Here is a 26,636-nt window from a genome sequence, read left to right on the forward strand (position 1 = left end):
ATGGCAGCGGCCCCCGCGGCCACCGTCCACGGGCACATCACCGACGCGATGAAAGCCCCCGACCTGCTGCGGCTCTCCGACAACGTCGTCCTGGCGCGCTTCGAGACGATGAAGGTGTACGCGGCGCTCGGCGCGGTCCGCACCCTCCTCGAACGCGGCACCGTACGGCCAGGCCAGACCCTCGTCGACAGCTCCAGCGGCATCTACGCCCTTGCCCTCGCCATGGCCTGCCACCGCTACGGCCTCGGCTGCCACATCGTCGCCTCCACCACCGTCGATGCCGCGATGCGCGCCCAGTTGGAGATCCTCGGCGCCACCGTGGACCAGATGCCGCCATCGGACAGCCTGCGGCTCGACCAGGAGCGGCGGGTGCGGCGGGTGCAGCAACTGCTGCTCGAGCGCGCCGACCTGCACTGGATGCGGCAGTACCACGACGGCGTCCACTACGCCGGCTACGAGGAGTTCGCGGACCTGGTCGACGCCGCCCTGCCCGACGCCCCCCTGACCGTGGTCGGAGCCGTCGGCACCGGTGCCTCCACCGGCGGTCTCGTCCAGCCGCTGCGCGAACGCGGCCGTGAGGTGCGGCTGTTGGGGCTTCAGCCCTTCGGCAGCGTCACCTTCGGCAGCGAGGACTTCAGCGACCCCGAGGCGATCATCGCCGGGATCGGCAGCTCGATCCCCTTCGACAACGTCCGCCACGACCTGTACGACACCCTCCACTGGGTCGACTTCCGGCACGCCATGGCGGGAGCCGTCGATCTGCTGCGCGCCCACGCCGTGTTCGCGGGCCTCTCCACCGGGGCGGCCCACCTCGTCACGGCCTGGGAGGCGGCCCGCAATCCGGACCGCATGCACCTGGTGATCGGCGCCGACACGGGACACCGCTACACCGAGCGGGTCTTCTCCCGGCACCAGGAGGCCCTCGACCCGCGCACCCTCAAGCCGCACCAGATCACGGACCTGGCCGACCTCGCCCTGCCGTGGTCGGCGATGGAGTGGAACCGGCGCAGCTACGACGTAGGCACGAAGAAGCACGAGGACGTACGCACCAAGAAGCACGGGAAGCACGAGAAGGAGGGGAAGGCATCGTGACGATCGCCGCCCTGGAAGCACTCACCTTCGGCCTCGGACGCCTGGTGGAGGCGGCCGGTGCCGCCGGGCACCGGCTGTGTCTGCTCACGGGAGACCGAGCCGTCTACCGGCATGAACTGGACCGCCTGGAACCGGGAGCACTCGACATCGTCGACGTCGACACCCGTGACGCGGTCGCGTGCGCAGCGGCCCTGGCCGCGGTGCCCGGCCTGAAGGGGCTCATCAACTCGACCGACACCTGGAGCGTGCCGGGCGCCGATCTGGCCGCCCAGTTCGGCCTGCCGGGGCCCGACCCGGCCGCGGTCCGTCTCCTGCGGGACAAGTCCCGGGTGCGCAACCTCCTCCACGAGCAGGACCTGAGCCGCGGCCCCGGCCTCACGATCCCGGCCGACCCCGCGGCGGCCGACGAGGTGCTCCAGCGGATCGGCCTGCCGGTGGTCCTCAAGGACTCCGCGGGCACCTCGTCGCGCAACGTCTGGCTGGTACGCGACGAACGGCAGCTGCACAACGCTCTCCGCGAAGCCGCCCAACGCCCCTTCGCCGGGCGGCTGTTCGCGGAACCGTTCTTCGCCGGGCCCGTCTACAGCGCGGAGACGCTCAGCTGGGCGGGCGAGACGAAGCTCCTGGGCGTACTCAGCCGGCAGATGTCCCCCGAGCCGTCCGTCCGCGAGGAGGCCGCGGCCTTCCCCGTCGCCCTGCCGGCACCGGAGTTCGCCCTGATCGAGGACTGGGTGGGGCGCGTCCTGAGGACGGCGGGCCACGACGCGGGCTTCGCACACGTCGAGCTGGTCCTCACCGCCGACGGTCCTCAGCTCGTGGAGATCAACCGCCGCATCGGCGGCGCACTCGTCGGCGAGGCACTGTGCCGCGCCCTGCGCACCAACGTGTACGACGCGACGATCGCCGTGGCACTCGGCCTGCGCCCCGCCCTGCTCGACGCACCGGCGGCCACGGGCCCCGCCACGGGATTCGTCCTCGTCTACCCCGACCGGCCGGGCACCCTCACCGGATGGACCGGCATCGACGGCCTCGCAGCCTTCCCCGGCTCGCCCGAGTGGTATCCCACCGCGGCCCCCGGCGACCGCCTGGAGCACGTGAACGACCAGCGCGGCTGCACCGGGATCGTCCTCGCCGAGGGCGTGACCGCGGAACTCGCCCTGCACCGCGCTCTCAGCGCGGCCGGGAGCATACGGCCGCTCGTCGCCGCCCACGCCCCGCAGTGACGCTCCTCGGGAAGCCGCGCGGACGCCTGCGATCCGGCCTCGCGCGGCTGACCGGGCCGCAGCGGTTCCTGCTCGCCGGGTCGTTCCTGATCCCGCTCGGCAGCTTCGCCGTTCTGCCCTTCATGTCGGTGCTCCTCCACGAGCGGCTCGGCATGGGGCTCGGCACGGTCGGCGTCGTGCTCGCCGTCGCCTCGCTGGTGCAGTTCTCGGGCGGTGCGGTGGGCGGCGCGGTCGCCGAGCGCATCGGGCTGCGGCGCACGATGCTGCTCGCCCTGGTGATCCGCACGGCGGGGTTCGGCTGCTTCCTGCCCGGCCTGCGCCACCCGGCCGCCGCCGTCTTCGCCCTCTTCCTGGTGTCCGTCGGCGCCGCGCTCTATCTGCCCGCGAACAAGGCGTACTTGATACACGAGGTCGACGAGGAGCGGCGCCCCCTGCTGCTGTCCGCGAGCGGCTCGGCGCTGAACGCGGGCATCGCCCTGGGTCCGCTGGCGGCGGCACCCTTCGTCCTCAGCGCATCGGCAGGACTCTTCACCGCGGTGACCGTGCTGTTCGCGGTGATCACGGCGGGCCATGCCCTGCTGCCCGCGGAGAGCCCCGAGCACGGCCGGACCGACAGGGCAGGACAGGGACAACCCGCGCACCGGGACAGGGTGTTCGCCGGTCTGGCCGTGCTGCCCTTCGCGACCACCGTCCTGAGCCTGTACGTCTTCATGTTCTTCCAGCACTACCTCGCGCTGTACGCGGTGCCCCGCACCTCGACGACGTACTACGGCCTGGTCCTCGCGCTCTACGCGTTCCTGCTGGTCGTCGCGCAGCCCCTCCTCTCGGACCGGATCGCGCGCCTGCCCTATGCCCGTGCCCTGTGGCTCGGCTTCGGCGCGATGGCCGCGGGCATGGCCATGCTCGCCGCCGGCAGCCACGCCGCGATCCTGGCCGGAGCCCTGCTCGTCTGCGTCGGCGAGATCGTCCTGTTCTTCAAGAACGACCTCGAAGCCCTGGCCCGGTCGCCCCGCGCACCCGCCGTCGTCTTCGGTCACCAGCGCCTCGCGGCCGGGATCGGCGCCTTCGTCAGCGGAGTCGCCGGAGGCGAGGGCTACCAGCTGGCCGAACGCACCAGCGGGGCGGGCCTGTTCTGGATCGCCGTCGCCGCGCAGTGCGTGCTGCTGCCCCTGCTCCTGAGGCGCTGGTCCCGTCGGCCTGTCGTCACAGGCCTAGGTCGCTGAGCCCGGGGTGGTCGTCGGGGCGGCGGCCGAGCGGCCAGTGGTACTTGCGGTCGGACTCCTGGATGGGCAGGTCGTTGATGCAGGCATGCCGGACGCGCATCAGCCCGTCGTCGTCGAACTCCCAGTTCTCATTGCCGTACGAGCGGTACCAGTGGCCGGAGTCGTCGTGCCATTCGTAGGCGAAGCGCACCGCGATGCGGTTGCCGTCGTGCGCCCACAGCTCCTTGATGAGGCGGTAGTCGAGCTCCCGGTCCCACTTGCGGGACAGGAAGGCGACGATCGCGTCGCGTCCCGTGACGAACTCCGCACGGTTCCGCCAGCGGGAGTCCTTGCTGTAGGCGAGGGAGACCTTCTCGGGGTCGCGGGAGTTCCAGCCGTCCTCCGCGAGGCGGACCTTCTCGGCCGCGGTCTCCCGGGTGAAGGGCGGGACGGGGGGTCGTGTGGTCATGGCTCTCTCCTGAACGTCGCACATCGCGAGAACGGTCGTTCTCCTGTGAGGGTGTCTACGGTAGGAGAACGCACGTTCTCGCGCAATGATGCGGGCGCACTCGGGGTCGTAGTAGGGTCGGAGAACGACCGTTCTCGACTCCCTGTCCTCGCCCCTTGGAGCTCCCATGGATCGCGCCGAAGCGGAAGCCAGACTCCTTGACGCCGCCGAGGAGCTCTTCTACGGGCGCGGGATCCAGGCCGTGGGCATGGACCAGGTGCGTGCTGCCTCGGGCGTCTCGCTCAAGCGGCTGTATCAGGTCTACCCCTCGAAGTCGGAGCTCGTCCTCGCCTGCCTCGAGCGCCGCGACCGCCGCTGGCGCACCCGGCTCGCCGAGTACGCGGAGAGCGTGCCGGGCGGGGTGGAGCGCGTCCTCGCGGTCTACGACTGGCTCTACGAGTGGTTCTCCGAGCCGGACTTCCGGGGCTGCGCCTTCATCAACTCCTTCGGTGAACTCGGGGCCGCCGACCCGGCGGTGGCCGACACCGTCCGGGCCCACAAGCGTGCCTTCCACGACTACATGGCGGGACTTGTGGCCGCGGCGGGCGAATCGGGGCAGACTGTCGGCCCGTTGGTCCTGCTCGCGGAGGGGGCCATGACCACGGCCGCGATCACGGGTTCACCCGAACCGGCGCGCCAAGCCCGCCTTGGCGCCGCCCAGTTGCTGGCCGCGCGGCAACCGCCGGTCACTCGACAGGAAGAAGGCTGATGGCCAAGACGTATCGCATCGGTTTCGGCACGCGCCTGATCAACGGCGTGTTCCGGACGATGACCCGGTTCGGGAGGGGCAAGGGCTACCGCTACATCCTGACCGTGCGCGGCAGGAAGTCGGGCCGTCTCTTCTCCACCCCGGTCGACGTGATGTCAGCCGGGGGCGAGCGCTGGCTCGTCGGCGCCTACGGCGTGAGCAACTGGGTGCGCAACGCCCGCGTGGCCGGGCAGGTCGACCTCAGCAGGGGCGGCAGGTCCGAGACGGTGCGCGTGGTCGAGCTCGGCCCCGAGGAGAGCATCCCCGTCCTTCGCCAGTACTGGCGCGAAGTACCCGTCACCCGCCCCTACTTCGACGTGACGGGCGACTCGACGGACGAGGAGTTCGCCGCCGAGTCGGTACGTCATCCGGTGTTCCGCCTGGTCTAGGTCAGCCGGTCTTCGAGCCGGTGTGCAGCGCGAGGGCGCTGCGGGCGGGCAGGGTGGTCTCGATCTTCCCGTCGTCCCCGACGGTGACCGTGTTGCCGTCGCAGCTGTCCGGGGACGCCTTGGCGACATTGCAGTATGTGCCGCCGGGCAGGGACGTCGCGAACGTCTGGTTCAGTTCGCCGTCGCCGTTGTTGAGGGCGACGAATCCCTTGTCCCCGCGTCCGAACGCGAGGGCGCTGCCGCCGTTGTCCCACCAGTCGGTCAGCTCCGCGGCGCCCACCTCGTTGCGGAACCCGACCAGGCCGGTGACCGCCTGCTGGGTGTGCGTGTTCGTCCAGCCGCTCGTGCCGCTGGGCGGACCCGCGTCCTTGTCGGACCACTCGTAGCCGGAGTACACGTTCGGTGAGCCGTAGGGGGACGCGAGCATGAAGACGTTGGCCAGGGCGTAGGTCGCGCCGTCCTTGTAGGTGAGCGTCGAGCCATTGCGCTCGGTGTCCCAGTTGTCGACGAACGTACGGGCCGAGCCGCTGCCCAGCTTGCCGTCGGCGACCGACTTCAACTGTGCGATGTTCCCGCCCTGGAAGGCACTCTTGAGGTGCCCGCCGTAGCGGAACTCGTCGACGTCCCCGACGCCGGTGTACTCGTCGGGCTGGACGGCCTCGCCGCCTCCGTGGATGACCTCCGAGACCCAGAACCCGGGGTCGCTCATCTTGCCCTTGATGGCGGCGACGTCGTCGGCGGCCATGTGCTTGGCGGCATCGATGCGGAAGCCGTCCACGCCCAGGGACCGCAGATCGTCGAGGTACGCGGCGATGGTGGTGCGCACCGCGTCGCTGCCCGTGTCGAGGTCGGCCAGGCCCACCAGTTCGCAGTTCTGGACGTTGTCACGGCTGGTGTAGTCGTTGATGCTCGTGCGGCAGCTGTGGAAGTCCGCGTCCTGGAAGTAGCCGGGGTAGTCGTACTTGCCGTACTGCGTGCCGCCGGTGCCGGTTCCCGCGCCGGCCGCCATGTGGTTGATGACGGCGTCCGCGATGACCTTGACCCCCGCCTGGTGGCAGGCGTCGACCATGCTCTTGAAGGAGGCGCGGTCGCCCAGGCGGCCCGCGAGCTTGTAACTGACGGGCTGGTACGAGGTCCACCACTGGTCGCCCTGTATGTGCTCGGTGGCGGGCGACACCTGGACGTAGCCGTAGCCCGCGGGGCCGAGCTCGGTGGCGCAGGCCTTGCCCACATCCGCGTACTGCCGCTCGAACATGGTGGCGGTGACGGTCTTGTCGCCGGGCGGTGTCGCCTGCGACTGCGAGGGCGCGAACGTCGCAAGGCCGGCCGCGGCAAGGACCCCGGCCGATGTGGCTCCCAGCAGGCGGGAACGGTGCTGCATGGTGCGGCTCCTTCGAGACCGGGCACAGCAGTGCCCAAAGAAGGGCAGCTGCTCGTGGGGAGGCTGCCGTGGGGGGATTCCGAAGGGGAGCCTGCCGTCCGCGCATGTACGCGTCAATGCTTTCTGCAAGATATTTCAACTATCAGTGCTCAGAGCGACTTTGGTGTCCGGTGTGACGGGTGAGTGATGGGGAATCGCTGCCCGAATGGGGTCTCCAGGAGGGCTGACCTGCGCAGGGTTCTTGCCGCAAGAACTTGCGTGAATTCAGTTCTTACTCGGGGGTAGGCTGCCCGACCCGCTTGTTATACGGTCTGTCTAACAAGCGGGCCGCCGCGCGTCGCGGGACGACGCCCCGGTCCGTTGCCTGAGCGAACAAGAGAACGTACGCATCAGAGTCAAGGAGCCGCAGCATGGCAAGCAGCACTGTTCGGCCGACATCGCAGGACCGTCCCGAAGAGGACGACGTGGCCCGGCGACTGCTCGATTCGGCCGCCGTGTTGGCCTACGACCCGGCCACCGAGGTGGACTGGGAGACCCCTCTCGACCGCGACTTCCACGGCGCGAGTCCGGAATGGTGCTCCCTGTACGGCACGCCGTACTGGCAGGAGCTCACCGACGCGCAGCGCAAGGAACTGACGCGCCAGGAAGCCGCATCGGTGGCCAGCACAGGCATCTGGTTCGAGATGATCCTCCAGCAAATGGTGCTGCGCGACGTCTACATGAAGAACCCGGCCAGCGACGAAGTGCAGTGGGCCCTCACCGAGATCGCCGAGGAGTGCCGGCACTCGATCATGTTCGCCCGCGGCGCCCAGAAGCTGGGCGCGCCCGCCTACCGCCCCAAGCGGTTCGCGATGGAACTCGGCCGGGTGTTCAAGACGGTGGCCTTCGGCGAGGCGGCCTACGCCGCGATCCTCGTGGCCGAGGAAGTGCTCGACGTCATGCAGCGCGACTGGATGCGGGACGAGCGCGTCGTGCCGTTCGTCCGCACGATCAACAACATCCACGTCGTCGAGGAATCGCGGCACATGAAGTTCGCCCGCGACCAGACGAGCAAGCGGCTGTCCGGAGCGGGCCGACTGCGCCGCCAGATCAACGCGTTCGTGGTCGCGATCGCCTCGTACTACATCGTCACCAGCATGGTGAACCCCAAGGTGTACGCGAACGCCGGGCTCGACGAGAAGCGCGCCCTCGCCGAGGCGAAGGCCAACGAACACCACAAGTCCATGATGCGGTCCAGCTGTTCGGGGCTGATGGAGTTCCTGGCCTCCTCCCGCCTTCTCACCAAGCCGGCGCTGGCCTTCTACAAGCGCGCCCACCTCATCTGAGCGATCCGAGCCGAGCGAGTCGAGCCGACGACATGACCTACGCCATCACCCAGACCTGCTGCAGCGACGCCACGTGCGTCGCCGTGTGCCCGGTCAACTGCATCCACCCGACGCCCCAGGAGCGGGCGTTCGGCAGCACGGAGATGCTGCACATCGACCCGAAGACCTGCATCGACTGCGGCGCCTGCGCCGACGCCTGCCCGGTCGACGCGATCTTCCCGGTGGACAGCCTGCCCGTCGCCCAGCAGGAGTACGCGACGATCAACGCCGCGTACTACGCGGACCGCGAGCCCGAACCGGCCCCGGACGGACCGAACTTCCACGCCTGGGACGAGCCGTCCTTCCCGCGCGTCCTGCCGTCGGACTTCGCGCCGCTCAAGGTTGCCGTCGTCGGCACAGGACCGGCCGGGATGTACGCGGTCCAGGACCTGCTCCTGCACACCAGCGCCGAAGTCACGCTGATCGACCGGCTGCCGGAGACCGGCGGCCTCGTCCGCTTCGGCGTGGCACCGGACCACCCCGCGACCAGGAAGGTCGGCGACACCTTCGCGCGGTTCCACACCCATCCGCGGGTGCGGATGCACCTCGGGCTCGACGTGGGCGCCGACGTCACCGCGCAGGAACTGGCCGCACACCATGACGCGGTCATCTACGCCGTGGGCGCGTCGGCCGACCGCACCCTGGCCGTCCCGGGCGAGGAACTGTCCGGCAGCATCTCCGCGAGGGCCTTCGTCGCCTGGTACAACGGCCACCCGGACGCGGCGCCCGACGCGATCGACCTGTCCGCCGAGCGCGTGGTCGTCGTCGGCAACGGCAACGTCGCGCTCGACGTCGCCCGGATCCTGCTCGCCGACCCCGACGGCCTCGCCCGCACCGACATCGCCGACCACGCGCTGGCGGCGCTGCGCGCCGGCAAGGTGCGCGAAGTGGTCCTGCTCGGGAGGCGGGGCCCCGAGGACGCCGCGTACACCAGGTCCGAACTGCTCGCCCTCCAGCACGTTCCGGGCCTGGACCTGGTCGTCGACGACCACGATCCCCGGACCGGGGCGGCCATCGACGAGGCCGGTTCGTGGGCCGATGGGCAGGGCAAGGCGGCCCTCCTGCACGGCGTCACGCGCGACCGCGTCGACTGGGCTCAGCCGCCCGCTCCGGGGCGCCGCATCGTGCTCCGCTTCCATTCCGCTCCGGTGGAGATGCTCGGCGAGGAAGCCGTCCAGGCCGTGCGCGTCGTGGAGGCCTCGGGGGAGCGGACGATACGTACGGACATGGTGCTCCGCGCGATCGGCTACCGCGGGGTGCCGGTCGCCGGACTGCCCTTCGACGAGACCACCGGCACCGTGCCGCACGAGGGCGGCCGGGTGGCCGGAGAGCCGGGGACCTACGTCGTCGGCTGGATCAAGCGGGGTCCCAGCGGCGGCATCGGCGCCAACCGCACCTGCGCCGCCGAGACGGTCACCACGCTCCTCGCCGACGCGGTCGCCGGCGCCCTGCCCGCACCGCGGTCCGCGCCGAAGGCCTTCCACCGGCTCGCGCGGCGCCGCAACCGCGGGGGGAGCGCCGCTGTGAGCCGGTAGAGACGGCAGCGGCGGCTCAGGTGGTGCGGGTCTCGGCCAGGGTGTGCGCGACCAGGGCGTTGGCGTGTCCGTGCCCCAGACCGTGCTCGGTCTTGAGCCAGCCGACGAGTTCCATGTGCTTGGTCAGCGGAGAGGAACGGATGAGGTCCTTCCACTCCGCTATCGGGCGGCCGTACTTCTTCTCGATCGAGGGGAAGTAGGCGGCTGGGCCCTTGGTGGCTTCGGTCATGGTGACGCCGTCCCGTCCTTCGCAGTGTTGTTGCCAGTAGGACGGGTGGGACTCGATCAAGTCATCGGCCGGCCGGGGTGTCGTGGGTCACATCACGCGCCCCGGCCGCAGTGGTCCGCGACGGCTTTCACCCCGACCGCGAAGAGCCCGGGCCGTGCCCCGTGAACGAATGGCGGGGCCGGGCGGACGGGCTTAGCCTTGGATCTGTGAACGCCTCCGTTCACCGCTGGCACGACACACCGGCAATCCCATGACGGGCTCTCGGACGACACCCTCAGAGCCTGCCGCCTCCCCGAAGCGGGGCAGCGGCAGCGGTATCGCACTCCTCGTCATCGCCTCGTGCCAGCTGATGGTGGTCCTCGACATCACCATCGTGAACATCGCTCTTCCGCACATCCAGACCTCGCTCGGCTTCTCCACCGAGACCCTGTCCTGGGTGATCAACGCCTACACGCTGACCTTCGGCGGTCTGCTCCTCCTGGGCGGGCGCCTCGGCGACATTCTCGGGCGCCGCAGAGTCTTCATGTTCGGCGTCCTGCTCTTCGTGTTCGCCTCGCTGCTCGGCGGACTCTCCCAGGAGTCCTGGCAGTTGCTCGCCGCACGCTCGCTGCAGGGCGTCGGCGGCGCCATCGCGTCGCCCACCGCCCTCTCGCTGATCACCACTACCTTCCGCGAAGGGCCCGAGCGGAACAGGGCGTTCGGCGTGTTCGCGGCCGTGTCGGCCGGCGGCAGCGCGATCGGACTGCTAGCGGGCGGGCTGCTCGTGGAGTGGCTCGACTGGCGCTGGGTCCTCTTCGTGAACATCCCCATCGGCCTGCTCATCGCCCTGGCGACACCCCGCTACATCCGGGAGTCCGAGCGCCACCCGGGACACTTCGACCTCCTCGGCGCACTCACCTCCACCGTGGGCATGGTGCTGCTCGTCTACGGCTTCATCCGCGCATCCGAGGACGGCTGGAGCGACAGCCTGACCATCGCGTCCTTCGCGGCGGCCGTCGTCCTCCTCGGCCTGTTCCTCGCCGTCGAGCGCCGCTCGAAGCAGCCCATCACCCCTCTGTGGATGTTCCGCGACCGCAACCGCGCCGGTGTCTACGGGATGATGCTGTGCCTGGCCGCGGCCATGTTCGGGATGTTCTTCTTCCTGACGCTCTTCGTCCAGAACATCCTGAACTTCAGCCCGCTGCGGGCCGGTCTCGCCTTCCTGCCGGTGAGCGCGATCATCGCGGTCGGCGCGGGACTTGCCTCCCAGCTCCTGCCCAAGTGGGGGCCCAAGCCCTTCATGGTGGTGGGCGCGACGCTGGCCGCCGCGGGGCTCGGCTGGCTGACGCTGACCGATGTCGACAGCACGTACACGGGAAGCCTGCTCGGCCCCGTGCTCGTCTTCGGCTTCGGCATGGGCATGCAGTTCGTGTCACTGACGCTGATGGCGGTCTCGGGCGTCGAGCCACAGAACGCCGGAGCGGCCTCCGGGATCCTCAACGCGACCCAGCAGGTGGGCGGTTCGCTCGGCCTGTCCGTCCTCGTCACCGTCTTCGGCACGGCCAGCCGCAACGAAGCCACCGACCAGGTCCCGCGGTTCCTGGCGGAGGCGACCCCGGCCCAGCTGGTGGAGTTCCGCAGGACGGGCGAGCTGCCGGGGCGCTGGGGCGACCAGGTCCTTGCCTCGGGCATCTCGAGTTCCTTCATCGCCGCTGCCGTCTTCGCCGTCGTCGCCGCCCTGATCGCCCTGTTCGTCATCCAGGTGCGCCCCGCCGACCTGGAACGCCTCCAAGGCGGCGGCGCCGTGCCGCTCGCGCCGGCCGCGGACGACCCGGTGTCGAGCGCGGACGCACCGTCCCCGGGCGCGGCTGAGGCTCCGCCGCCTCCCCGCGACGACCCTCCTCGCAGCTGAATCCGCCCCCACTGGAGCCACCATCCGGAGCTGCTCGGCGCCCGGATGACGGATGGCCTGATTCCCTTGGTGTGCACGCGAGTTGAGAACGGGCAGACGTACTATGACCAGCCGATCGCGGCTCGGGAGCTCAGAGGCGGTGGGGGCGGCGCGGGGCAAGGACCCATGGAGACGGGCGTGAACACGGACACCGACTACCGCTTGCTGGGCCCGGTCGAAGCATGGCGCGCGGGCCGTCGGCTCGCCCTGGGCGGGCCCAAGCCCCGAGCGCTCCTCGCGGCGCTGCTCCTGGAGCCGGGACGCGTGGTGTCCGTCGACGCGCTGATCGACGCCATCTGGGGCGAGAGGCCGCCGGACACGGCACGTTCGCTGATCCAGTCGTACGTCTCCGCGCTGCGCCGCGCGCTGTCCGCCGACGCCATCGAGACCCGGCCGCCGGGCTATCTGATCCACGCGGACGCCACCCTCGTCGACCGGGTCGAGTTCGAGCGCCTTGCCGTACGGGGCAGGCAGGCCGCGGCGGACGGCGATCACGCCGCGGCCGCCCGGCTGCTGGGGGATGCCCTGGCCCTGTGGCGCGGCCCCGCGCTCGGCGGGATCGGCGAGACGCTGCGGGCCATGGCCGACCAGCTGGAAGAGGCGCGGCAGGCGGCCCTGGAGGAGCGCATCGCCGCGGACCTCGCGCAGACCGGCCGCGAGACGGAACTGGTGGCCGAGCTCACCGCGTTGGTCGCCACGCACCCCACCCGCGAGCGGCTGCGCGGCCAACTGATGCTCGCCCTCTACCGGTTGGGGCGCCAGGCCGACGCGCTCGCCGTGTACCTGGAGGGACGCGACGTACTGGCCGAGGAGCTCGGCATCGATCCGGGCCCCGACCTCAGACGGATGCACGAGGCGATCCTGCGGGCGGACGAGGCGCTGCTCGCGGGAGATGCCGCCGACCCCGCCGTACCCAGGGATGCCGTCGCCGTCCCGGTGGCGGCCCTCCTGCCGCCCACCATCGGTGACTTCACCGGGCGCGACTCGCAACTCGCCGATGTACGCGCCGCGCTGTCGAGGGCCCGTGAGGCCATGCCGGTCGTCGTGCTGTCCGGGCCCGGCGGCGTCGGCAAGTCCACCCTGGGCGTCCGGGCGGCGCACCAGGTGGCCGACGCGTACCCGGACGGGCAGCTGTACGCCGAGCTGCGGGGCGCCACCGATCCCGTGGCACCCGGCGAGGTGCTCGGGCGGCTCCTGTACGCCTTGGGAGCGGACCCGCCCGACGGGGACGCCGAGCGGCGCGACCTCTTCCGCAGCCTGGTCGCGGGGCGCCGCGTCCTGCTCGTGCTCGACGACGCGGCCAGCGAGTCCCAGGTGCGCCCGCTGCTCCCGGGAAGCGCCACCTGCGGGGTCCTGATCACCGCACGGGCCCGCCTGGGCGCCCTGCCCTGCACCCACCGCGCCGATCTCGACGTGCTCGACACGGAGCCCGGGACCGAACTCCTCGGCCGCGTCGCGGGGGAGCGGCGCGTCACGGACGAGCCGGACGCCGCCCGGCGCATCGTCGAGCTGTGCGGCGGGCTCCCGCTCGCCATCCGCATCGCCGGAGCCCGCCTCGCGACCCGCACACACTGGACCGCGCGCATGCTCGCCGACCGGCTCGCGGACGAACACCACCGCCTGGACGAACTCGCCGTCGGCGACCTGGAGGTACGGGCCGGCCTCGGCCTGAGCTACCGGGCCCTGGACGCCCCCGCACGCACCGCCCTGCGCCGCCTTGGCCTGCTCTCCGCGCCCGATGTGGCCGCGTGGGTGGTGACCGCGCTGCTCGACGTGCCGGAGGCCGAGGCCGACCGCGTCGTGGAACAGCTCATCGACGCCCAGCTCCTGCACTGCACCGGCGTCGACCGCGCGGGCCAGCCGCGCTACCGGCCCCACGACCTGGTGCGCGTGTACGCCGCCGAACGCGCCGACGCCGAGGACCCGCCCGCCGAACGGGCCGCCGCCGTCGGCCGCGCACTGGGCGCCTGGCTCTGGTTGACCGGCCGCGCCGCGTCCGCGACGCCGTCCGGCGCCGTCGAACTGCACCGCGGGCTCCTGGACGCGGGCGGCCCGGGCGGAGCCGAAGCCGAAGCCCTGCGCAAGCTCGTCCGCCCCGTGGGGCCAGAGGCCACCCAGCGGGCGCTCGCCGACCCGGCCGCCTGGTTCGAGGCCGAGGCCGACGCGATCGCCGCCGCCGTCGAGCGCGCCGCGGCCCTCGACCTGCACACCCTCTCCTGCGAAGCGGCGGCCGCCCTGTGCTCCTCCGCGTACACCGTCGGCAACCGCTTCGAAGCCTGGTGGCGCACCCACGACGCGGCCCTGGCCGCCGCCCGCCGCGCCGAGGACCGAGCGGGCGAGGCCCTGTTGCTCATCGGCCTCGGCCAACTCCGCTACGAACAGGACCGGTTTCCCGAATCGCAGGGCTACTTCAAGCAGGCGGCCGGGCTCTGCGCCGAACTCGGCGACATACGCGGCCGGGCCGCCGCCTTCGCCGGGCTCGGCAGCGCGCTGCGGGAAGCGGGACGGCTGCGCGCGGCGCAGGAGACCCTCGTCCGCGCCGTCGACGGGTTCCGCCGGCTCAGCGACGACCCGGGCATCGGCCTCTCCTGCCGGTACGCCGGATCCGTCCAGCTCGAACTCGGCGACTTCGAGGCCTCGCGCGCCTTCCTCGACGAGTCGCTGCGCGCCTACCGAAGGCTCGGCAGCCGCCGCGGCGAGTCCCTCACGCTGCGCTCCCTCGGCCTGGTGCACCGCGCGCTCGGCGAGTACGGAGCCGCGGAGGACCTCTCAGGACGTGCGGTGGACCTCCTGCGCACGCTGGGTGACCCGCTCATGCTCGCGTACGCGATGCAGGCCAGGGCCAAGTCCCGTATCAGACTGGGCCGTTCGGCCGAAGCGGCGGCGGAGATCCGCACGGTCCTCGACGTCTGCCGAGGCCAGCGCGACCGCTTCGGCGAGGCACTGGGCCTGCGCACCCTCGGCGAGTGCGAGCTCGCCGCGGGCCGCCTCGACACCGCGGAACAGCACCTGACCGCGGCCGCCGCCCTCTGGAACGACCTGGAGCTGCCGCTGCCCCGCGCCCGCACCCTGCGCGATCTCGCCGCGGCGCGGGAGGCCGCGGGCGACCGGGTGGCGGCAGGTGCGCTGCGCGCCGAGGCGCGGGAGGTCTTCACGGCGTACGAGGCGCGCGAACGGAACGAGCCGGGGCTCTGAGCCGGTCCCGGCGTGCGGTGCCCTGCAGTCCGCTTACCGCGCACTTGCAGAGAATTTGCAGCGGGCTGCGTCACGCTGTGGTTGTCGGCGGGTGAACACGCCGACGGCAACGGGGGATCGCAGGAAACAACGGGGGACTCAGCGGAATTCATCGGGGGAAGCACGGGGGAAGGCCACTGATGCCTCGTACGGCCCACACCACCGACACCGTCGGTCGTGTGGGCCGCTCGTCGCGTAGAGCCCCTGCCAGGGCACGGAGGGGACTCCGGGGGCGGGCGGCAGCCCGTCCCCGGAGCTGTGCCCGCCACCGTCGCCACGAAGGGGCAAGCATGTCGCCGATCATCCTCATGAACGACCCCAGAGTCGTCGGCATCCAGGTCGACGAATGCGGCGAAGCCCTCGTCGACCTGCGCCAACTGCCCTTCCTGGACGTCGACGACCGCCTCGCCGACCCGGCCGGGGCCTACGCCCAGCTACGCGAGGGCGTCGCCTGGCGCCTGGCCCGCGCCGCCCGGCTGCTCCCCGAGGGCCTGCGCTTCCTGGTCACCGAGGGATACCGCCCGCTCGCCCTGCAGATCCAGTACTTCGACGAGTACGCGGCCGAGCTCAGGAAGGCCAACCCCGACTGGTCGGACGCCTACCTCCACCGGCAGACGAGCCGCTCCCTCTCGCCGCCCGAAGTGGGCCCGCACGTCGCGGGCGCCGCGGTCGACCTCACCCTGTGCACCACGTCCGGCACCGAACTCGACCTCGGTACCCCGGTCAACGCGAGCCCAGAGGAGAGCGAGGGCGCCTGCTACATGGACAGCGACCTCATCACCCCGAGCGCCCGCCGCAACCGCCGCACCCTCACCGCCGCCCTCGCCACGGCGGGCCTGGTCAACTACCCCACGGAGTGGTGGCACTGGTCCTACGGCGACCGCTACTGGGCCCTGACGGCCGAGGCACCCACCGCGCGGTACGGCCCGATGACGCTCGAGCCCTCGGCCGAGAATCCGAACGGTCCGACCATGCGGCGATGAGTTCGGGGCGTCCGTCCGGTCTGTCTGTGCAGGCGGCGCGATCGCGCCGGCACGACGAGCGACGGAGCTCCAGATGTTCGACATCGAACCGCAGCAGGCCGCCGGCAAGGTCCTCCTTCACTTCAGCATGTCGCTGGACGGGTTCGTGGCGGGCCCGAACCACGCCATGGACTGGCTGACCGGCGTCACCGGCCGCGACGGCGTGGAAGAGGAGTACATCGAGACCACCGGCGCGGTCCTGGGCGGGCGGAACGGCTGGGACCGCGCCCCGGGCGCCCGCCCCTACAGCGAGGACTGGAAGGGCCGGATCTTCGTCCTCACCCACCACCCCGAAGACGCCACGCCCGCCGACGGTGTCACGTTCCTGAACTGCGACGTGGCCGAGGCGGTACGCATCGGCCTGGAGGCCGCCGACGGCAAGAACCTCGAAGTCCTCTCCCCGACGATCGGCCGCCAACTGCTCGAACGCGGCCTGATCGATGAGATCGACCTGCACATCGCCCCCGTCCTGCTCGGTGAGGGCATCCGGCTCTTCGACAACCCCGGCGGCCGCCCGATCCGACTGAGCCACGCCCACGGCTCACAGCCCTTCGCCGAGGTCGACGTGCGCTACCGCCCCGCCGCAGGATGAGCGAGGAAGCTACGAGGCGAACGGCACCGCCGCCGGTGTCTCGTCGAGTGATGCCGCCGCGGGGTGGCGCCAAAGACCCCGCTTCGTCAACTGCGGCAGTACGCCCTCGCCGAACCAGTACGCCTCCTCCACGTGCGGGTAGCCGGAGAGCACGAACTCGTCGATGCCCAGGGCGTGGTACTCCGCGATGCGGTCGGCGATCTCCGTGTGCGAGCCGACCAGGGCCGTGCCCGCGCCGCCCCGCAGGAGGCCAATGCCTGCCCACAGGTTCGGGTAGATCTCCAGGCGGTCGGTGGTGCCGCCGTGCAGGGCCAGCATGCGCTTCTGGCCCTCGGAGCCGGAGCGGGCCAGGCCCTGCTGCACCTCGCTGATCACGGACGGGTCGGTGCCCGACAGGAGGCGGTTCGCCTGGGCCCAAGCTTCCTCGGCCGTGTCGCGGGCGATCACATGCAGGCGGATGCCGAAGCGGACCTCGCGGCCCTCGGCCCTGGCCAGCGTGCGGATCCAGGCGATCTTTTCGGCCACTTGGGCAGGTGGTTCGCCCCAGGTGAGGTAGACGTCGCTGTGACGGGCCGCCACCGGGCCCGCCGCCTTTGACGAGCCGCCGAAGTAGACCGGAGGCACCGGGGCGGGGAGGCGGGTGAGACGGGCCTGTTCGACGCGTTCGTGTTCGCCTCGGAAGTCGACGCTCTCGCCGCGCCACAGGGAGCGGACGATGTGCAGGAACTCGTCGCAGCGGGCGTAGCGCTCGTCCTTGCCGAGGAAGTCCCCGTACGCGCGCTGCTCGTGGTCCTCGCCGCCCGTGACGATGTTGAGGAGCAGGCGTCCGCCGGAGTGCCGCTGGTAGGTCGCCGCCATCTGCGCGGCGAGGGTCGGCGTGACGAGACCGGGGCGGAAGGCCACCAGGAACTTCAGGCGCTCGGTCGACTCCACCAGCATCGCCGTGGTCAGCCAGGCGTCCTCGCACCAGGCGCCGGTGGGGGTGAGCGCTCCCTCGAAGCCCAACTGCTCTGCGGTACACGCCACTTGGGTGAGGTAGGCGAGCGTGGCGGGGCGGTCGCCCCCGGCGGCACCGGTGGGCACGCCGTGGCCGCCGCCGACGATATGGCGGCTGTCGCCGTTGGTGGGCAGGAACCAGTGGAAGGTCAGGGGCATGGGCGGGGGTGTCCTCTGTGAGCCATGTGAGCCATGTGAACCGTATGAGCGATGTGGTCGGTGTCGTCGGTGTGGTGATGTGGACGTGAAGTCGGGCCCGTCTCACACCAGGCCGTTGCGGGGCGGCGGGGTGTCGTTGAGCTCCCAGCCGCCCAGGTGGCGGAGCTTGAGGCGGCGTGGGTCGTGCAGGGTGTGGGTGCGGGCGTTGCGCCAGTGCCGGTGGAGGTTCAGGTCCCGGTCCGCGGCGCGCGTGCCGATGAGTTCGAAGATGCCGCTGGAGACGGCCAGGGCCACCGCGTCGGAGTGCGCGCGGGCCGCGGCCACCGCGGCCGACGCCTCGGCGGCGCTTTGCTCGGTCAGTTCGGCGCGGGCGGCGTCCAGGGCGTCACCGGCCTCGCGCAGCAGGGCGCGCGCGGAGCGCACCCGCAGGGCGAGTTCGCCGAAACCGTCGATGACCGCGCCCTCGTCCGCGGCGCGCTCCACGCCCGCCTCCAGACGGGGGCGGGCCAGGGAGTGGATGAGCCGCTTGCCCTCGCGCAGGGCGCCGACCGCGATGCCCGTGTCGATGGCCGCGTGCAGATACTGGCCGAAGGCGCCGAACACCTCGTCCTTCTCGAAGATCGAGTACACCGGCACGATGTGCTCGGCGGGTACCCGCACTTGGTCGAAGCGGACGGTGCCGCTGCCGGTGGTGCGCTGGCCCATGCCGTTCCAGTCGTCCTCGACGCGCACGCCGGGATGGTCGGCCGGAACCCAGGCGGCGTGCGTGCGGCCCTCCTCGTCGTTGGCGTACGCCGGGATCCAGTGCGCGAAGAGCGATCCGGTCGCGTAGAACTTGGTGCCGTTCAGGACGCGGCCGCCGTCGGGGTGCCGTTCGAAGCCGATGGCGAACTCACGGGCCGTACGGGTGCCTCGTTCGGACAGCGCGTTGCCGAAGTGCCGCCCCGCGATGACCTCTCGGTAGAAGAAGGCGCGCTGCTCCTCGGTGCCCGCGTGGGCCAGGACGTTGACGAAGAAGTAGTGGTTCTGCGGGATCTGGCCGACGCTCGCGTCACCGGCCGTCAGCTCCGTGAACACCTCGCCCAGGCTGCGCGCACCGAGCTCGGGCCCGCCGTACGAGCGGGGGATCGACAGCGTGAAGAGACCGGCTTCGGTGAGGTCGCGCACCTCCTCGTACGGCAGATCGCGCTCGGCGTCGCGGCGCGCGTCACCGGCGGCCAGACGCTCGGCCACCTGACGGGCGAGCGCGATCGCCTCCGCATCGGAGGCGGGGATCTGGGGCATGGGCGGGGCCTTTCGGGTGCCGGGGAGGGAGGAGGAGGGATGTGGGGGCGCTCTCCGTGCGGAAGGGAAAGCCGATTGCCCCCTCACGCCACCGCGAGCCGCGTCGGCTCCGCGAGCACCTCGCGGAAGCGGTCGACGACGGGGGCGAGACCGGCGTCCGCGTCCGGCGTGAGGCTGACCGTCCCGTCGTCGGCGGCCGTGATGTGGCGGTCCAGGACGAACCAGCCCTGGGCGACCTCGGCGCCCAGCGACGTGAGGACGGGCCGCAGCGCGTAGTCGACGGCGAGGACATGGGCGGGGGAGCCTCCGGTGGCCAGTGGCAGGACGGGCTTGCCGCGCAGCGCGTACTGCGGAAGGAGGTCGAGGAAGGTCTTGAGGACGCCTGAGTACGCCGCCTTGTAGACGGGTGTGCCGACCACGAGCGCGTCGGCGTCCTCGACGAGGGCGACCGCCTCGGCGACGGCGGGGTGCGAGGTGTCCGCGGAAAGGAGCGCTTCGGCGGGCAGCGTGCGTACGTCCAGTGACCGCACCCGGTGCCCCTGCGCGGCAAGGTCGCGGCCCAGGTGCTTGACGAGACGCGCGGTGCGGGAGGAGCCGGGGGCGGATGCGCTGCCGGTGAGCGTGAGAACGGTGGCCATGGCGGAAGTCCTTCGGGTACGCGGCCACGTGGGCCGGTGGTGCGAGGCAGGGGGATGCGAGGGGAGGAGGGCAGGCGGCAGGCCTGCGGGTGCACGCAGTCGCGAAGGGCGCGGCGCTGCTCGGTACGTACGCGGGGACCCGTCAGACCCGACAGGGAAGCGCGTGGGCCGTCAACGGGCCCGGCAGGTCGCGGAGTTCACGCGCACGAGAGGCGGTGGAGTGCCCGGCGGATGCTCAGCGGCCGTGGCGACAGCAGGCGCTGCACACCCGCGCGAGGTCGACGTACCGTCGCCGCGTGAGGTGGGATCGCACTGCATTCATGTGCTCGATTCAAGCAGCTGCCCCCACGGGACGTCGAGTCGGTAATCACTAAGCCCTGATAGGGTTTCCCTCCCACGTCGGGGGTTAGGGGAGAGGCGCGCGGCATGCGGACAGAGCAGCTCGAGTACATCGAGGCGGTCACCCGGCTCGGCTCACTGCGCCGCGCCGCTGGCGAACTCCACCTCTCCCAGCCCGCGTTGAGCGAGACCGTGCGGAACCTCGAGCGGGAGCTCGGGGTCTCGCTCCTGGACCGTCACCGCTCCGGCGCGAAGGTCAGCGACGAGGGCCGTGAGCTCCTGCCGCACATCATCGGCGTACTGGAATCGGTGGACCGGCTGCGCAGGGCCGCGCACGATCAGCACCAGTCCAGCCGTGTGGTGCGCGTCGGCACGGTGAACGCGGCGACGGCCCCGCTCCTGGTCCCCGCCGTGCGCGCCTTCCGGGAGACCCACCCGGCGACACAGGTGGAGATGGTCGGCTCGCAGCAGGACGACATCCACCGCGGCCTGCGCGAGGGGCGCTTCGACCTGGGGCTGGTCAACTACCTGGACGGCGACGACACCCCGCCCGACTTCGACACCACGGAGCTGCTGCGCGGCAGGCCCGTCGTCTGCCTGCACCCGGACAGCCCGCTGGCCCGACTGAAGGCGGTCTCGCCCGCCGACCTGGAGACGGAACCGTTCATCGCGATGCGCGCCGGCTACGTCATGCACCGCTACGCCCACCGTCTCCTCGGCGGCTCACCGCCGTCCTTCGCGTACTCCACGGACGGCGCGGAACTGGGCAAGCTGATGGTGGCCGAGGGCCTAGGGGCCGCGCTCCTGCCCGACTTCAGCGTCATCGGCGACCCGCTTGAGCGGGCCGGAATGATCACGCACCGCCCGCTCACCGACGAGACCACCCGCGTCCTCGTGGTCCTTCAGCGCCGCCGCAGCGAGTCCTTCCCGCGGGCCGTGAGGGAGCTGCACGAGGCCTTCGTGACCAGGGCGGCGGGGCTCAGGGAACGTCCGTGAGCCCGGCCTCGCCGCTCCTGCCTCACTGCCCCTGACCGCCGCGCACGGCTCCGCGCGCCACGGCCGACAGGAGCGAGCCGATGGCGACGCCGATGGCCAGGTAGACGGCCGCCGTGCCGATCTGGGCTTCGAGTGACGCGTAGAAGGTGAAGGGCAGCAGCACCATGACGACGGTGGTCAGGGAGACGATCCAGACGAGGAAGCGGCCTGCCTGGGGCGTGCCGAGCAGCAGCAGATGCAGCAGGAGCGTCGCCGCGAGGGCGGCCAGCGCGGCACCGCCGGCCAGCAGCCCGGTCGAGGCATCGCCCATCGCGCCGTCACCCTCGGGCGCGAAGACCGGGATGCCGAGGATGCCCCGTACGAGCAGCAGCCCGACGACGGCGGTGAGCGCGGCGACCAGCGCGGTGACCAGGCCGCCGATCCACAGCCGCCCGGCGTCGACGCGGGAGCGCGAGGGTGGCGCCTGGTTCCCGTACTCGGAGGGCTGCCCGTAGCCGGAAGGCCCGCTGTAGCCCTGTGGTGATCCGTTGTCGTACCCCGGCTCGTAGCCGTAGGGCTGACGTGGTGGCTCCATGTGGCCTTACCCCTCCTCGCGTGACCCGTTCCCTCCGATCGTCCCGGCGTGCGGCCACACCACCAGTGGACAGCCGCCACACGAGTGCGGGCCTTCCGGGCGACCGGCGGGCAGGGAGCGGTCAGCCGGCTTCCGCATCGGGCTGGCCCAGGGCGTCCGCGAGGCAGGGAACGGGGTCGAAGACCGGAAGGAGGCCGGTCACGCGCAGGATGTGCAGGGTCAGGGGGTGCGCGCAGACCAGCTGCAGCTGGCCGCCGTGTTCCAGGATGCGCCGTCGGGCCCGGCACAGCAGGCGCAGACCCGAGCAGTCGAAGAAGTCGACAGGGGTGAGGTCGATGATCGCTGTGAGGGCGGGCCGTTCTGTATGTGCGTCCAGGGCAGGGGCCATGTCGAGGGCGGCGCTGATGTCGATCGCGCCTCGGAACTCCAGGACCAGATGACCCTGCGTGCGGTAGGTGTGCAGATGCCCGTTGCTGGCGGGCGGGGCGCCGTTGATCATGGTGGCATCCTCGGTGTGGACGAGGCCTGACATGTGCCAAGGGAGGGGAGGGGAATGGACTCACCGGGGGCCAGGGTGATCGTGAGCGGCGAACCGGTGGGCAGGTCGCGGCAAGACTTCTTGCCGGGCCGTGGCAGCGGTCCGCGTATCCCTCGTCTGCCCTGGTGAGACAGGGAGATGAGAGATTTCCATCATGACCCCATCGGGCCGCGTTTGGCACATGTCTGGGGCAACTAACTGCCATTCCCGTGAAGTTGGCGGGCTGCCGCCTCGGCGCGCCGCGATTCCGGGGCGTCTCATGCGGTCACCTGCGTACGTCACCCGGAGCGGGCGACGTGCGGCGAGGCGCTGAACCAGAAGGTGTCCGGCAGGAGTTGGCTCCTGCTACGAGAGGACACCGTCATGCCGATCGCCGGTGCGGCCCGGCCGCTGGCGGGGCGCGTCGTCCAGCAGCTCGTGCGCGTCACCATCCTCGACATGTCGACGCGCCTCGCGGCGCAGGCGTTTCTGGCCGCGCTGCCGATGCTCATCGCGGTGGCCTCGTTCAGCCCGCAGGCCGTGCGGAGCGAACTGCTGCGCTCGCTGCGCACCCTCATCGGTTCGGGCGGGCCCGTGGTGGCGCAGGCCGAGGGCGTGGCCGCGGGCGGTGACACCGCGTTGCACAGCTGGGGTGCGGCGGGCGTGCTGGTCGCGCTGCTGTCCGCCACCGCCTTCACCCGTGCCCTGCAACGCATGTGCGAACGCTCCTGGGACCTGCCCCGCTCCGGTGTGCGGCTCGTGGCCTGGCGCTGGGCCGTGTGGCTTCTCGTGTGGATCGCGATGCTCATCGTGCAGGGCGTGCTGCACCGGGCGTTCGGCGCGGGCCCCGTCCTGGGCGTGCCGCTGCAGCTGGGGGCGTCGGTCCTGATGTGGTGGTGGACCCAGCACCTGCTGCTCGCCGGACGGGTGCCCTGGCTGCCCCTGCTGCCGGGCGCCCTGCTGACGGGCACGGGAGTGGTCTCGTTCTGTTCTCTGTCGGGACTGTGGCTGCCCCGTGCGCTACGGATGAGCGAAGGTCGCTACGGGGCGCTCGGCTCGGTGTTCACCTTGCTGTCCTGGCTGATCCTGTTCTTCACCGTCGTCGTGTTCGGCGTCGCCGTCGGCCGGTTGCTCTCCGAGGAGGAGTTCCTGCGCCGACGGCTGACGCCCGGTGGGCGAAGGGTCTCTCACGCCGACGGATCCGGCGCCGCGGTCACCCGGCCGTCCCGTACCGCGGCGGCCAGCGCCCGATGGTCGCGCTCGTTCTGGTCGGCGTACGACTCGGCGAACCGGGCCAGGGCCCGGTCGAAGGAATCGGAGCCGCCCAGATAGGCGGCGATGGCGATCCGGTCACCGGAGCGGGCATGCGCGCGGGCGATGGTCGCACCGCACATCCGGCCGAAGAGGCGCATGACGTCGGGGGTCATCAGCTCGGCCTGGGGGATGGCTTTCCAGTCCCGCAACTGCCGTATGTAGAAGTCGCGTTCACGGCCGTCGAGCCCTTCGACCCGCTCCCAGCCCAGGAACATGTCGCTGGTCGCCTGCATCAGACGCTGCCCGGCGACGACCCGTTCGCCCTGGTTGAGGTGACTGCTCGCACCGGCGAACTCCGCGAGCACCGACACCGGTGCTTCCTTCGCCTGCAGCAGCAGCGGGTCGCCGTCGTCCCGGCCGAGCAGCAGGATGATCCAGCAGCGCGTCCCCACGCTGCCCACCCCGACCACCTTCCGCGCCATGTCGACCACCCGGTACTGGGCCAGCAGGGCCCGGCGGTCGGCGGGAAGCGTCGTCGCGTACCGGTCGATCAGGTCCCGCAGTTGATGTTCGAGCTCCTTGCGCTCGACCCCCGGCATGAGGTCGTCGAGCGGAGTGATCAGGGGCGGGTCGGGGGCGATCCGCAGCTGGCCGTCGACCACCCGGGCCAGTTTCTCCAGGGCCTGGAGATGGTCACGGGTGCGGGCCTTGCTGATCGTGCGGGACACCCTCCGCCGCGCTCGCGAGTCCAGCTTGGCCGACAGCGTGGCGTGCAGATCCTCCACGTCGATGCGGGAGTACCACACGTCGAGCGTCCGCATCCGGGCGAATCCCCGCATCGACTCCCGGTACGAGCGGACCGTCGATCGCACCACGCGGGCCCGCTGCGACGGGCTGAAGCCGTTCTCGCGTCCGGCGATGACGAGGCTCACCACGAGGCGTTTGACGTCCCACTCCCACGGTCCGGGAAGCGTCTCGTCGAAGTCGTTGACGTCGAACATCAGATGCCGCTCCGGCGAGGCGAGCAGGCGGAAGTTCAACATGTGCGCGTCTCCGCACAGTTGGGCCCGCAGACCGCTGTCCGGGGTGGTGGCCAGGTCGGTGGCCATGATGGCGGCCGCCCCGCGGAAGAAGCGGAACGGCGATTCGAGCATCCGGCCGTAGCGGATCGGCACGAGTTCGGAGAGCCGGCTCGCCGACTGCCGCTCGATCACGTCGATGGGGTCGGGCCGGTCGGGCGCGGGCGCGAACTCGGCGTGGCCGGACCGCTGGGCACGGGACCGGCCCGCCTTTCCCAGGGCTGCCCGCTGCTTCGGGGTGAGGTGACGGTGCGTGGTCTCGGTCATGGTGTGCTCCCTCCAGGCGCTGAGGACTCTGGGCGCGCCGCGGCCGATCGGCGTCACCCCGGTGGTGTGAAGTCGCCTTCCAGGGGTGAGGCCCGGGGTGCTCCGAGGCCGCAGACTGAGAGGCATGGAACCGACGATGCGAGGACAGCGATGGCTGGCCCGTGCGTCCCTGGCATCCGCCGCTGCCGCGGTGCTGGTGCTCGGAGTGTTCGCGGGATTGAAGACCTTCGCGCTGCTCGGCGTGGGGCTCGCGGGCCTGGCGATCACGGCTGCCGCGGTCTGGTGGATCCTCAGCAGGCGTGGCCTGCCGCGGATCCTCGCGGCGCTGCTTGCGCTCATCACGCCGATCTGGGTACTGGTGGAGTTCACCCAGGCCCGGCTCACCTGGGTGGTCCTGGCCTCCGGTGGGCTGTGGCTCCTGGCGGCCGGCACGGGCCGAGCGGCCCTCGCCCGGCACGCTGCCCCGGATCAGATGCCGGAGCAGCCGGCCGCGACGTTCGTACACCCGGTCCTGATCATGAATCCGCGTTCCGGCGGCGGCAAGGTGCACCGGTTCGCCCTGGACGAGCGGGCCGGTGCGCTGGGCGCCGAAGTGGTGCTCCTCGAAGGGCCCGGCGAGACCGATGTGGCGGCACTCGCCCGCAAGTGCGCGGCCGAGGGCGCCGATCTGCTCGGCGTCGCCGGCGGCGACGGCACCCAGGCGCTGGTCGCCGAGGTCGCCGCCGCTCTCGACCTGCCCTTCCTGGTGATCCCGGCGGGTACCCGCAACCACTTCGCCCTCGATCTGGGCCTGGACCGAGAGGACCCGTCGAAGGCCCTTGACGCGTTGCGCGACGGGGTGGAACTGCGGGTGGATCTCGGCCGGGCCGGCGGGCGGCCCTTCGTCAACAACGTGTCGTTCGGCGCGTACGCCGAAGTGGTGCAGAGCCCGGCCTACCGGGACGGCAAGACGCGCACCACCCTGGGGCTCCTGCCGGATCTCCTCGTGGGCCACCGGGGCGCGCGGCTGACGGCACGTGCCGGGGAGCACGACTTCACGGATCCGCAGGCCCTGCTGGTGAGCAACAACCCCTACGGCACGAACGACGTCGCGGGCCTCGGCCGCCGCACACGCCTGGACGGCGGGACCCTTGGCTGCGTCGGCGTCCACGTCACGAGTGCCGCACAGGCCGCGGGGCTGCTGCGCGGAGCGCAGTCCGCCGGGCTGACCCGGGCGGCCGCGGCCTCCGTGGTCGTCGATGCCGACCAGGAGGAGATCCCGGTCGGCATCGACGGCGAGGCGGTGCGTCTGCGTGTCCCCGTGCACTGCGAGGTGCGGCCCGGGGTCCTGCGGGTGGTCGTGCCCCGGCTGCGGCCGGGGACGTACCGGGAGCGGCCGAGGCTCGACTGGCGTCTGATCAGCAGGCTCGGGCTGACCTCCCGGCACTGAGGTGACCTCTCGGTGCCGAGGTGACCTCTCCGTGTCGATGGACCGGAAGCCCGCTACACCGGAGCCCCGTAGACCTTGTGGGCCTGACGGTGCCCGTACATGGTCAGCGACCAGATCACCAGGATGTCGAGGGCGATGATGATGGCCGACCACACCGGGTAGTACGGGGTGAAGAAGAAGTTCTCCAACGCGCTGAACCCCGCGATGGCGATGCCGACGGCACGGGCCCACGTACGGCCGCTGAAGATGTTGAGCGCCGCCGCGAGGACCAGGACGCCGGTGAGCATCTGGACCCAGCCGCGGATGTTGGGGTCGAAGTCGAACGGGTAGTCGTTCTGCGATTGGTAGAAGTTGTCGTCGAGGATCGCGGTGAGTCCCGCGATCGCGTGGAACGACCCGATGATGCCCAGTACGCATACGGCGAAGACGACTCCTCCGACGGCGACCGGACTGACGTGGGGCTGCGGTTCGGGCGCGCCGGAACGCGTCTGGTCCGGCGAGATCTGATCTGCCATGTCGAACCTCCTCCTCGGTGGACCCGGAGCATCCCGCCCGGCGCCGCACGGCCGGTTCACCCGCAGCGGATGAGCCCGGAAGTCCAGGTGGCGCCGCCGTCACCCGCACGAGGTGATGCCGCCGGCCGTACTGCCACGAG

General features: G+C 71.5%; 23 protein-coding genes and 1 pseudogene. 14 read left to right on the forward strand and 10 right to left on the reverse strand.

Annotated elements, in window-relative coordinates; all coding sequences use genetic code 11:
• Genes ABZ833_RS08080 through ABZ833_RS08090 form a run of 3 tightly spaced genes read left to right on the forward strand, consistent with a single transcriptional unit; the run spans window position 1 to window position 3,538 of the window.
• Window positions 1-1,092 carry a pyridoxal-phosphate dependent enzyme gene (locus ABZ833_RS08080; RefSeq protein ID WP_361042664.1) on the forward strand — a complete coding sequence of 364 codons (1,092 nt, stop codon included), beginning with the start codon at window positions 1-3 and terminating at the stop codon, window positions 1,090-1,092.
• Window positions 1,089-2,315, forward strand: a complete 1,227-nt coding sequence (locus tag ABZ833_RS08085) for an ATP-grasp domain-containing protein (RefSeq protein ID WP_361042667.1) — start codon at window positions 1,089-1,091, stop codon at window positions 2,313-2,315. The genes ABZ833_RS08080 and ABZ833_RS08085 overlap by 4 nt, the downstream gene beginning before the upstream one ends.
• Window positions 2,312-3,538, forward strand: a complete 1,227-nt coding sequence (locus ABZ833_RS08090; RefSeq protein WP_361042669.1) for an MFS transporter — start codon at window positions 2,312-2,314, stop codon at window positions 3,536-3,538. Before ABZ833_RS08085 ends, ABZ833_RS08090 begins: the two co-directional genes overlap by 4 nt.
• Here ABZ833_RS08090 and ABZ833_RS08095 read toward each other — a convergent pair.
• A complete protein-coding gene (locus ABZ833_RS08095; RefSeq protein WP_361042671.1) occupies window positions 3,519-3,986 on the reverse strand; it encodes a nuclear transport factor 2 family protein in 468 nt (155 codons plus the stop codon). The two genes, ABZ833_RS08090 and ABZ833_RS08095, sit on opposite strands and share 20 nt — an antisense overlap.
• Window positions 3,987-4,152: 166 nt before the next feature.
• On the opposite strand from ABZ833_RS08095, the gene ABZ833_RS08100 reads away from it, so the two are divergent.
• Both ABZ833_RS08100 and ABZ833_RS08105 read left to right on the forward strand, forming a co-directional pair.
• Complete coding sequence (locus ABZ833_RS08100) at window positions 4,153-4,734, forward strand: TetR/AcrR family transcriptional regulator (protein ID WP_361042674.1); 582 nt, start codon at window positions 4,153-4,155, stop codon at window positions 4,732-4,734.
• Window positions 4,734-5,162: a nitroreductase/quinone reductase family protein gene (locus tag ABZ833_RS08105; RefSeq protein ID WP_361042676.1), complete on the forward strand. Its 429-nt coding sequence runs from the start codon at window positions 4,734-4,736 to the stop codon at window positions 5,160-5,162. Before ABZ833_RS08100 ends, ABZ833_RS08105 begins: the two co-directional genes overlap by 1 nt.
• Before the next feature lies 1 nt (window position 5,163).
• Here the strand turns inward: ABZ833_RS08105 and ABZ833_RS08110 are convergent, their stop codons facing one another.
• Window positions 5,164-6,543, reverse strand: coding sequence for an alpha-amylase family protein (locus ABZ833_RS08110; RefSeq protein ID WP_361042678.1), 1,380 nt, complete (start codon window positions 6,541-6,543; stop codon window positions 5,164-5,166).
• Window positions 6,544-6,953: 410 nt separating this feature from the next.
• Between ABZ833_RS08110 and ABZ833_RS08115 the strand changes: the two genes are divergently transcribed.
• Window positions 6,954-7,868, forward strand: a complete 915-nt coding sequence (locus tag ABZ833_RS08115; RefSeq protein ID WP_361042681.1) for a diiron oxygenase — start codon at window positions 6,954-6,956, stop codon at window positions 7,866-7,868.
• A 32-nt stretch (window positions 7,869-7,900) separates the two neighbouring features.
• Window positions 7,901-9,442 carry an FAD-dependent oxidoreductase gene (locus ABZ833_RS08120; protein ID WP_361042684.1) on the forward strand — a complete coding sequence of 514 codons (1,542 nt, stop codon included), beginning with the start codon at window positions 7,901-7,903 and terminating at the stop codon, window positions 9,440-9,442.
• A gap of 16 nt (window positions 9,443-9,458) precedes the next feature.
• On the opposite strand, the gene ABZ833_RS08125 is transcribed toward ABZ833_RS08120, so the two are convergent.
• Window positions 9,459-9,671, reverse strand: a complete 213-nt coding sequence (locus tag ABZ833_RS08125; RefSeq protein WP_361042687.1) for a DUF4287 domain-containing protein — start codon at window positions 9,669-9,671, stop codon at window positions 9,459-9,461.
• Window positions 9,672-9,921: 250 nt separating this feature from the next.
• On the opposite strand from ABZ833_RS08125, the gene ABZ833_RS08130 reads away from it, so the two are divergent.
• From ABZ833_RS08130 to ABZ833_RS08145, 4 genes are all read left to right on the forward strand, one after another.
• Window positions 9,922-11,562 (forward strand): MFS transporter, encoded by a 1,641-nt coding sequence (locus ABZ833_RS08130; protein ID WP_361042690.1) that lies wholly within the window; start codon window positions 9,922-9,924, stop codon window positions 11,560-11,562.
• Window positions 11,563-11,739: 177 nt separating this feature from the next.
• Window positions 11,740-14,796, forward strand: a complete 3,057-nt coding sequence (locus ABZ833_RS08135; protein WP_361042692.1) for a BTAD domain-containing putative transcriptional regulator — start codon at window positions 11,740-11,742, stop codon at window positions 14,794-14,796.
• A 329-nt stretch (window positions 14,797-15,125) separates the two neighbouring features.
• The gene (locus tag ABZ833_RS08140; RefSeq protein WP_361042695.1) at window positions 15,126-15,818 is read left to right on the forward strand and encodes a M15 family metallopeptidase; all 693 of its coding nucleotides are present in this window, start codon (window positions 15,126-15,128) and stop codon (window positions 15,816-15,818) included.
• 73 nt (window positions 15,819-15,891) lie between these two features.
• On the forward strand, window positions 15,892-16,449 hold the full coding sequence (locus ABZ833_RS08145; RefSeq protein ID WP_361042697.1) for a dihydrofolate reductase family protein: 558 nt from the start codon (window positions 15,892-15,894) through the stop codon (window positions 16,447-16,449).
• Between the two features lie 9 nt (window positions 16,450-16,458).
• Here the strand turns inward: ABZ833_RS08145 and ABZ833_RS08150 are convergent, their stop codons facing one another.
• The 3 genes from ABZ833_RS08150 to ssuE form a co-directional block, all read right to left on the reverse strand.
• On the reverse strand, window positions 16,459-17,604 hold the full coding sequence (locus tag ABZ833_RS08150) for an LLM class flavin-dependent oxidoreductase (RefSeq protein WP_361042700.1): 1,146 nt from the start codon (window positions 17,602-17,604) through the stop codon (window positions 16,459-16,461).
• A gap of 102 nt (window positions 17,605-17,706) precedes the next feature.
• Window positions 17,707-18,888 carry an SfnB family sulfur acquisition oxidoreductase gene (locus ABZ833_RS08155; RefSeq protein ID WP_361042703.1) on the reverse strand — a complete coding sequence of 394 codons (1,182 nt, stop codon included), beginning with the start codon at window positions 18,886-18,888 and terminating at the stop codon, window positions 17,707-17,709.
• Between the two features lie 83 nt (window positions 18,889-18,971).
• Window positions 18,972-19,526: an NADPH-dependent FMN reductase gene (ssuE, locus tag ABZ833_RS08160; RefSeq protein ID WP_361042706.1), complete on the reverse strand. Its 555-nt coding sequence runs from the start codon at window positions 19,524-19,526 to the stop codon at window positions 18,972-18,974.
• Between the two features lie 426 nt (window positions 19,527-19,952).
• Here ssuE and ABZ833_RS08165 point away from each other — a divergent pair, with 426 nt between their 5' ends.
• Window positions 19,953-20,861, forward strand: a complete 909-nt coding sequence (locus tag ABZ833_RS08165; protein WP_361042709.1) for a LysR family transcriptional regulator — start codon at window positions 19,953-19,955, stop codon at window positions 20,859-20,861.
• A 22-nt stretch (window positions 20,862-20,883) separates the two neighbouring features.
• Here the strand turns inward: ABZ833_RS08165 and ABZ833_RS08170 are convergent, their stop codons facing one another.
• The gene (locus ABZ833_RS08170) at window positions 20,884-21,435 is read right to left on the reverse strand and encodes a DUF6069 family protein (protein ID WP_361042711.1); all 552 of its coding nucleotides are present in this window, start codon (window positions 21,433-21,435) and stop codon (window positions 20,884-20,886) included.
• A 121-nt stretch (window positions 21,436-21,556) separates the two neighbouring features.
• Window positions 21,557-21,967, reverse strand: coding sequence for an STAS domain-containing protein (locus tag ABZ833_RS08175; RefSeq protein ID WP_361042713.1), 411 nt, complete (start codon window positions 21,965-21,967; stop codon window positions 21,557-21,559).
• A gap of 444 nt (window positions 21,968-22,411) precedes the next feature.
• Here ABZ833_RS08175 and ABZ833_RS08180 point away from each other — a divergent pair.
• Window positions 22,412-23,080, forward strand: a pseudogene (locus ABZ833_RS08180) (YhjD/YihY/BrkB family envelope integrity protein); the annotation flags it as partial.
• Window positions 23,081-23,139: 59 nt separating this feature from the next.
• Here the strand turns inward: ABZ833_RS08180 and ABZ833_RS08185 are convergent.
• A complete protein-coding gene (locus tag ABZ833_RS08185) occupies window positions 23,140-24,552 on the reverse strand; it encodes a DUF2252 domain-containing protein (protein ID WP_361042715.1) in 1,413 nt (470 codons plus the stop codon).
• A gap of 124 nt (window positions 24,553-24,676) precedes the next feature.
• On the opposite strand from ABZ833_RS08185, the gene ABZ833_RS08190 reads away from it, so the two are divergent.
• Window positions 24,677-25,981 (forward strand): diacylglycerol kinase family protein, encoded by a 1,305-nt coding sequence (locus ABZ833_RS08190; RefSeq protein ID WP_361042718.1) that lies wholly within the window; start codon window positions 24,677-24,679, stop codon window positions 25,979-25,981.
• A gap of 53 nt (window positions 25,982-26,034) precedes the next feature.
• Here the strand turns inward: ABZ833_RS08190 and ABZ833_RS08195 are convergent, their stop codons facing one another.
• Window positions 26,035-26,496, reverse strand: coding sequence for a hypothetical protein (locus ABZ833_RS08195; protein WP_361042722.1), 462 nt, complete (start codon window positions 26,494-26,496; stop codon window positions 26,035-26,037).
• Window positions 26,497-26,636 lie beyond the last annotated feature (140 nt).

Source organism: Streptomyces sp. NPDC047525 (assembly GCF_040643025.1).
Lineage (GTDB): Bacteria > Actinomycetota > Actinomycetes > Streptomycetales > Streptomycetaceae > Streptomyces > Streptomyces durmitorensis.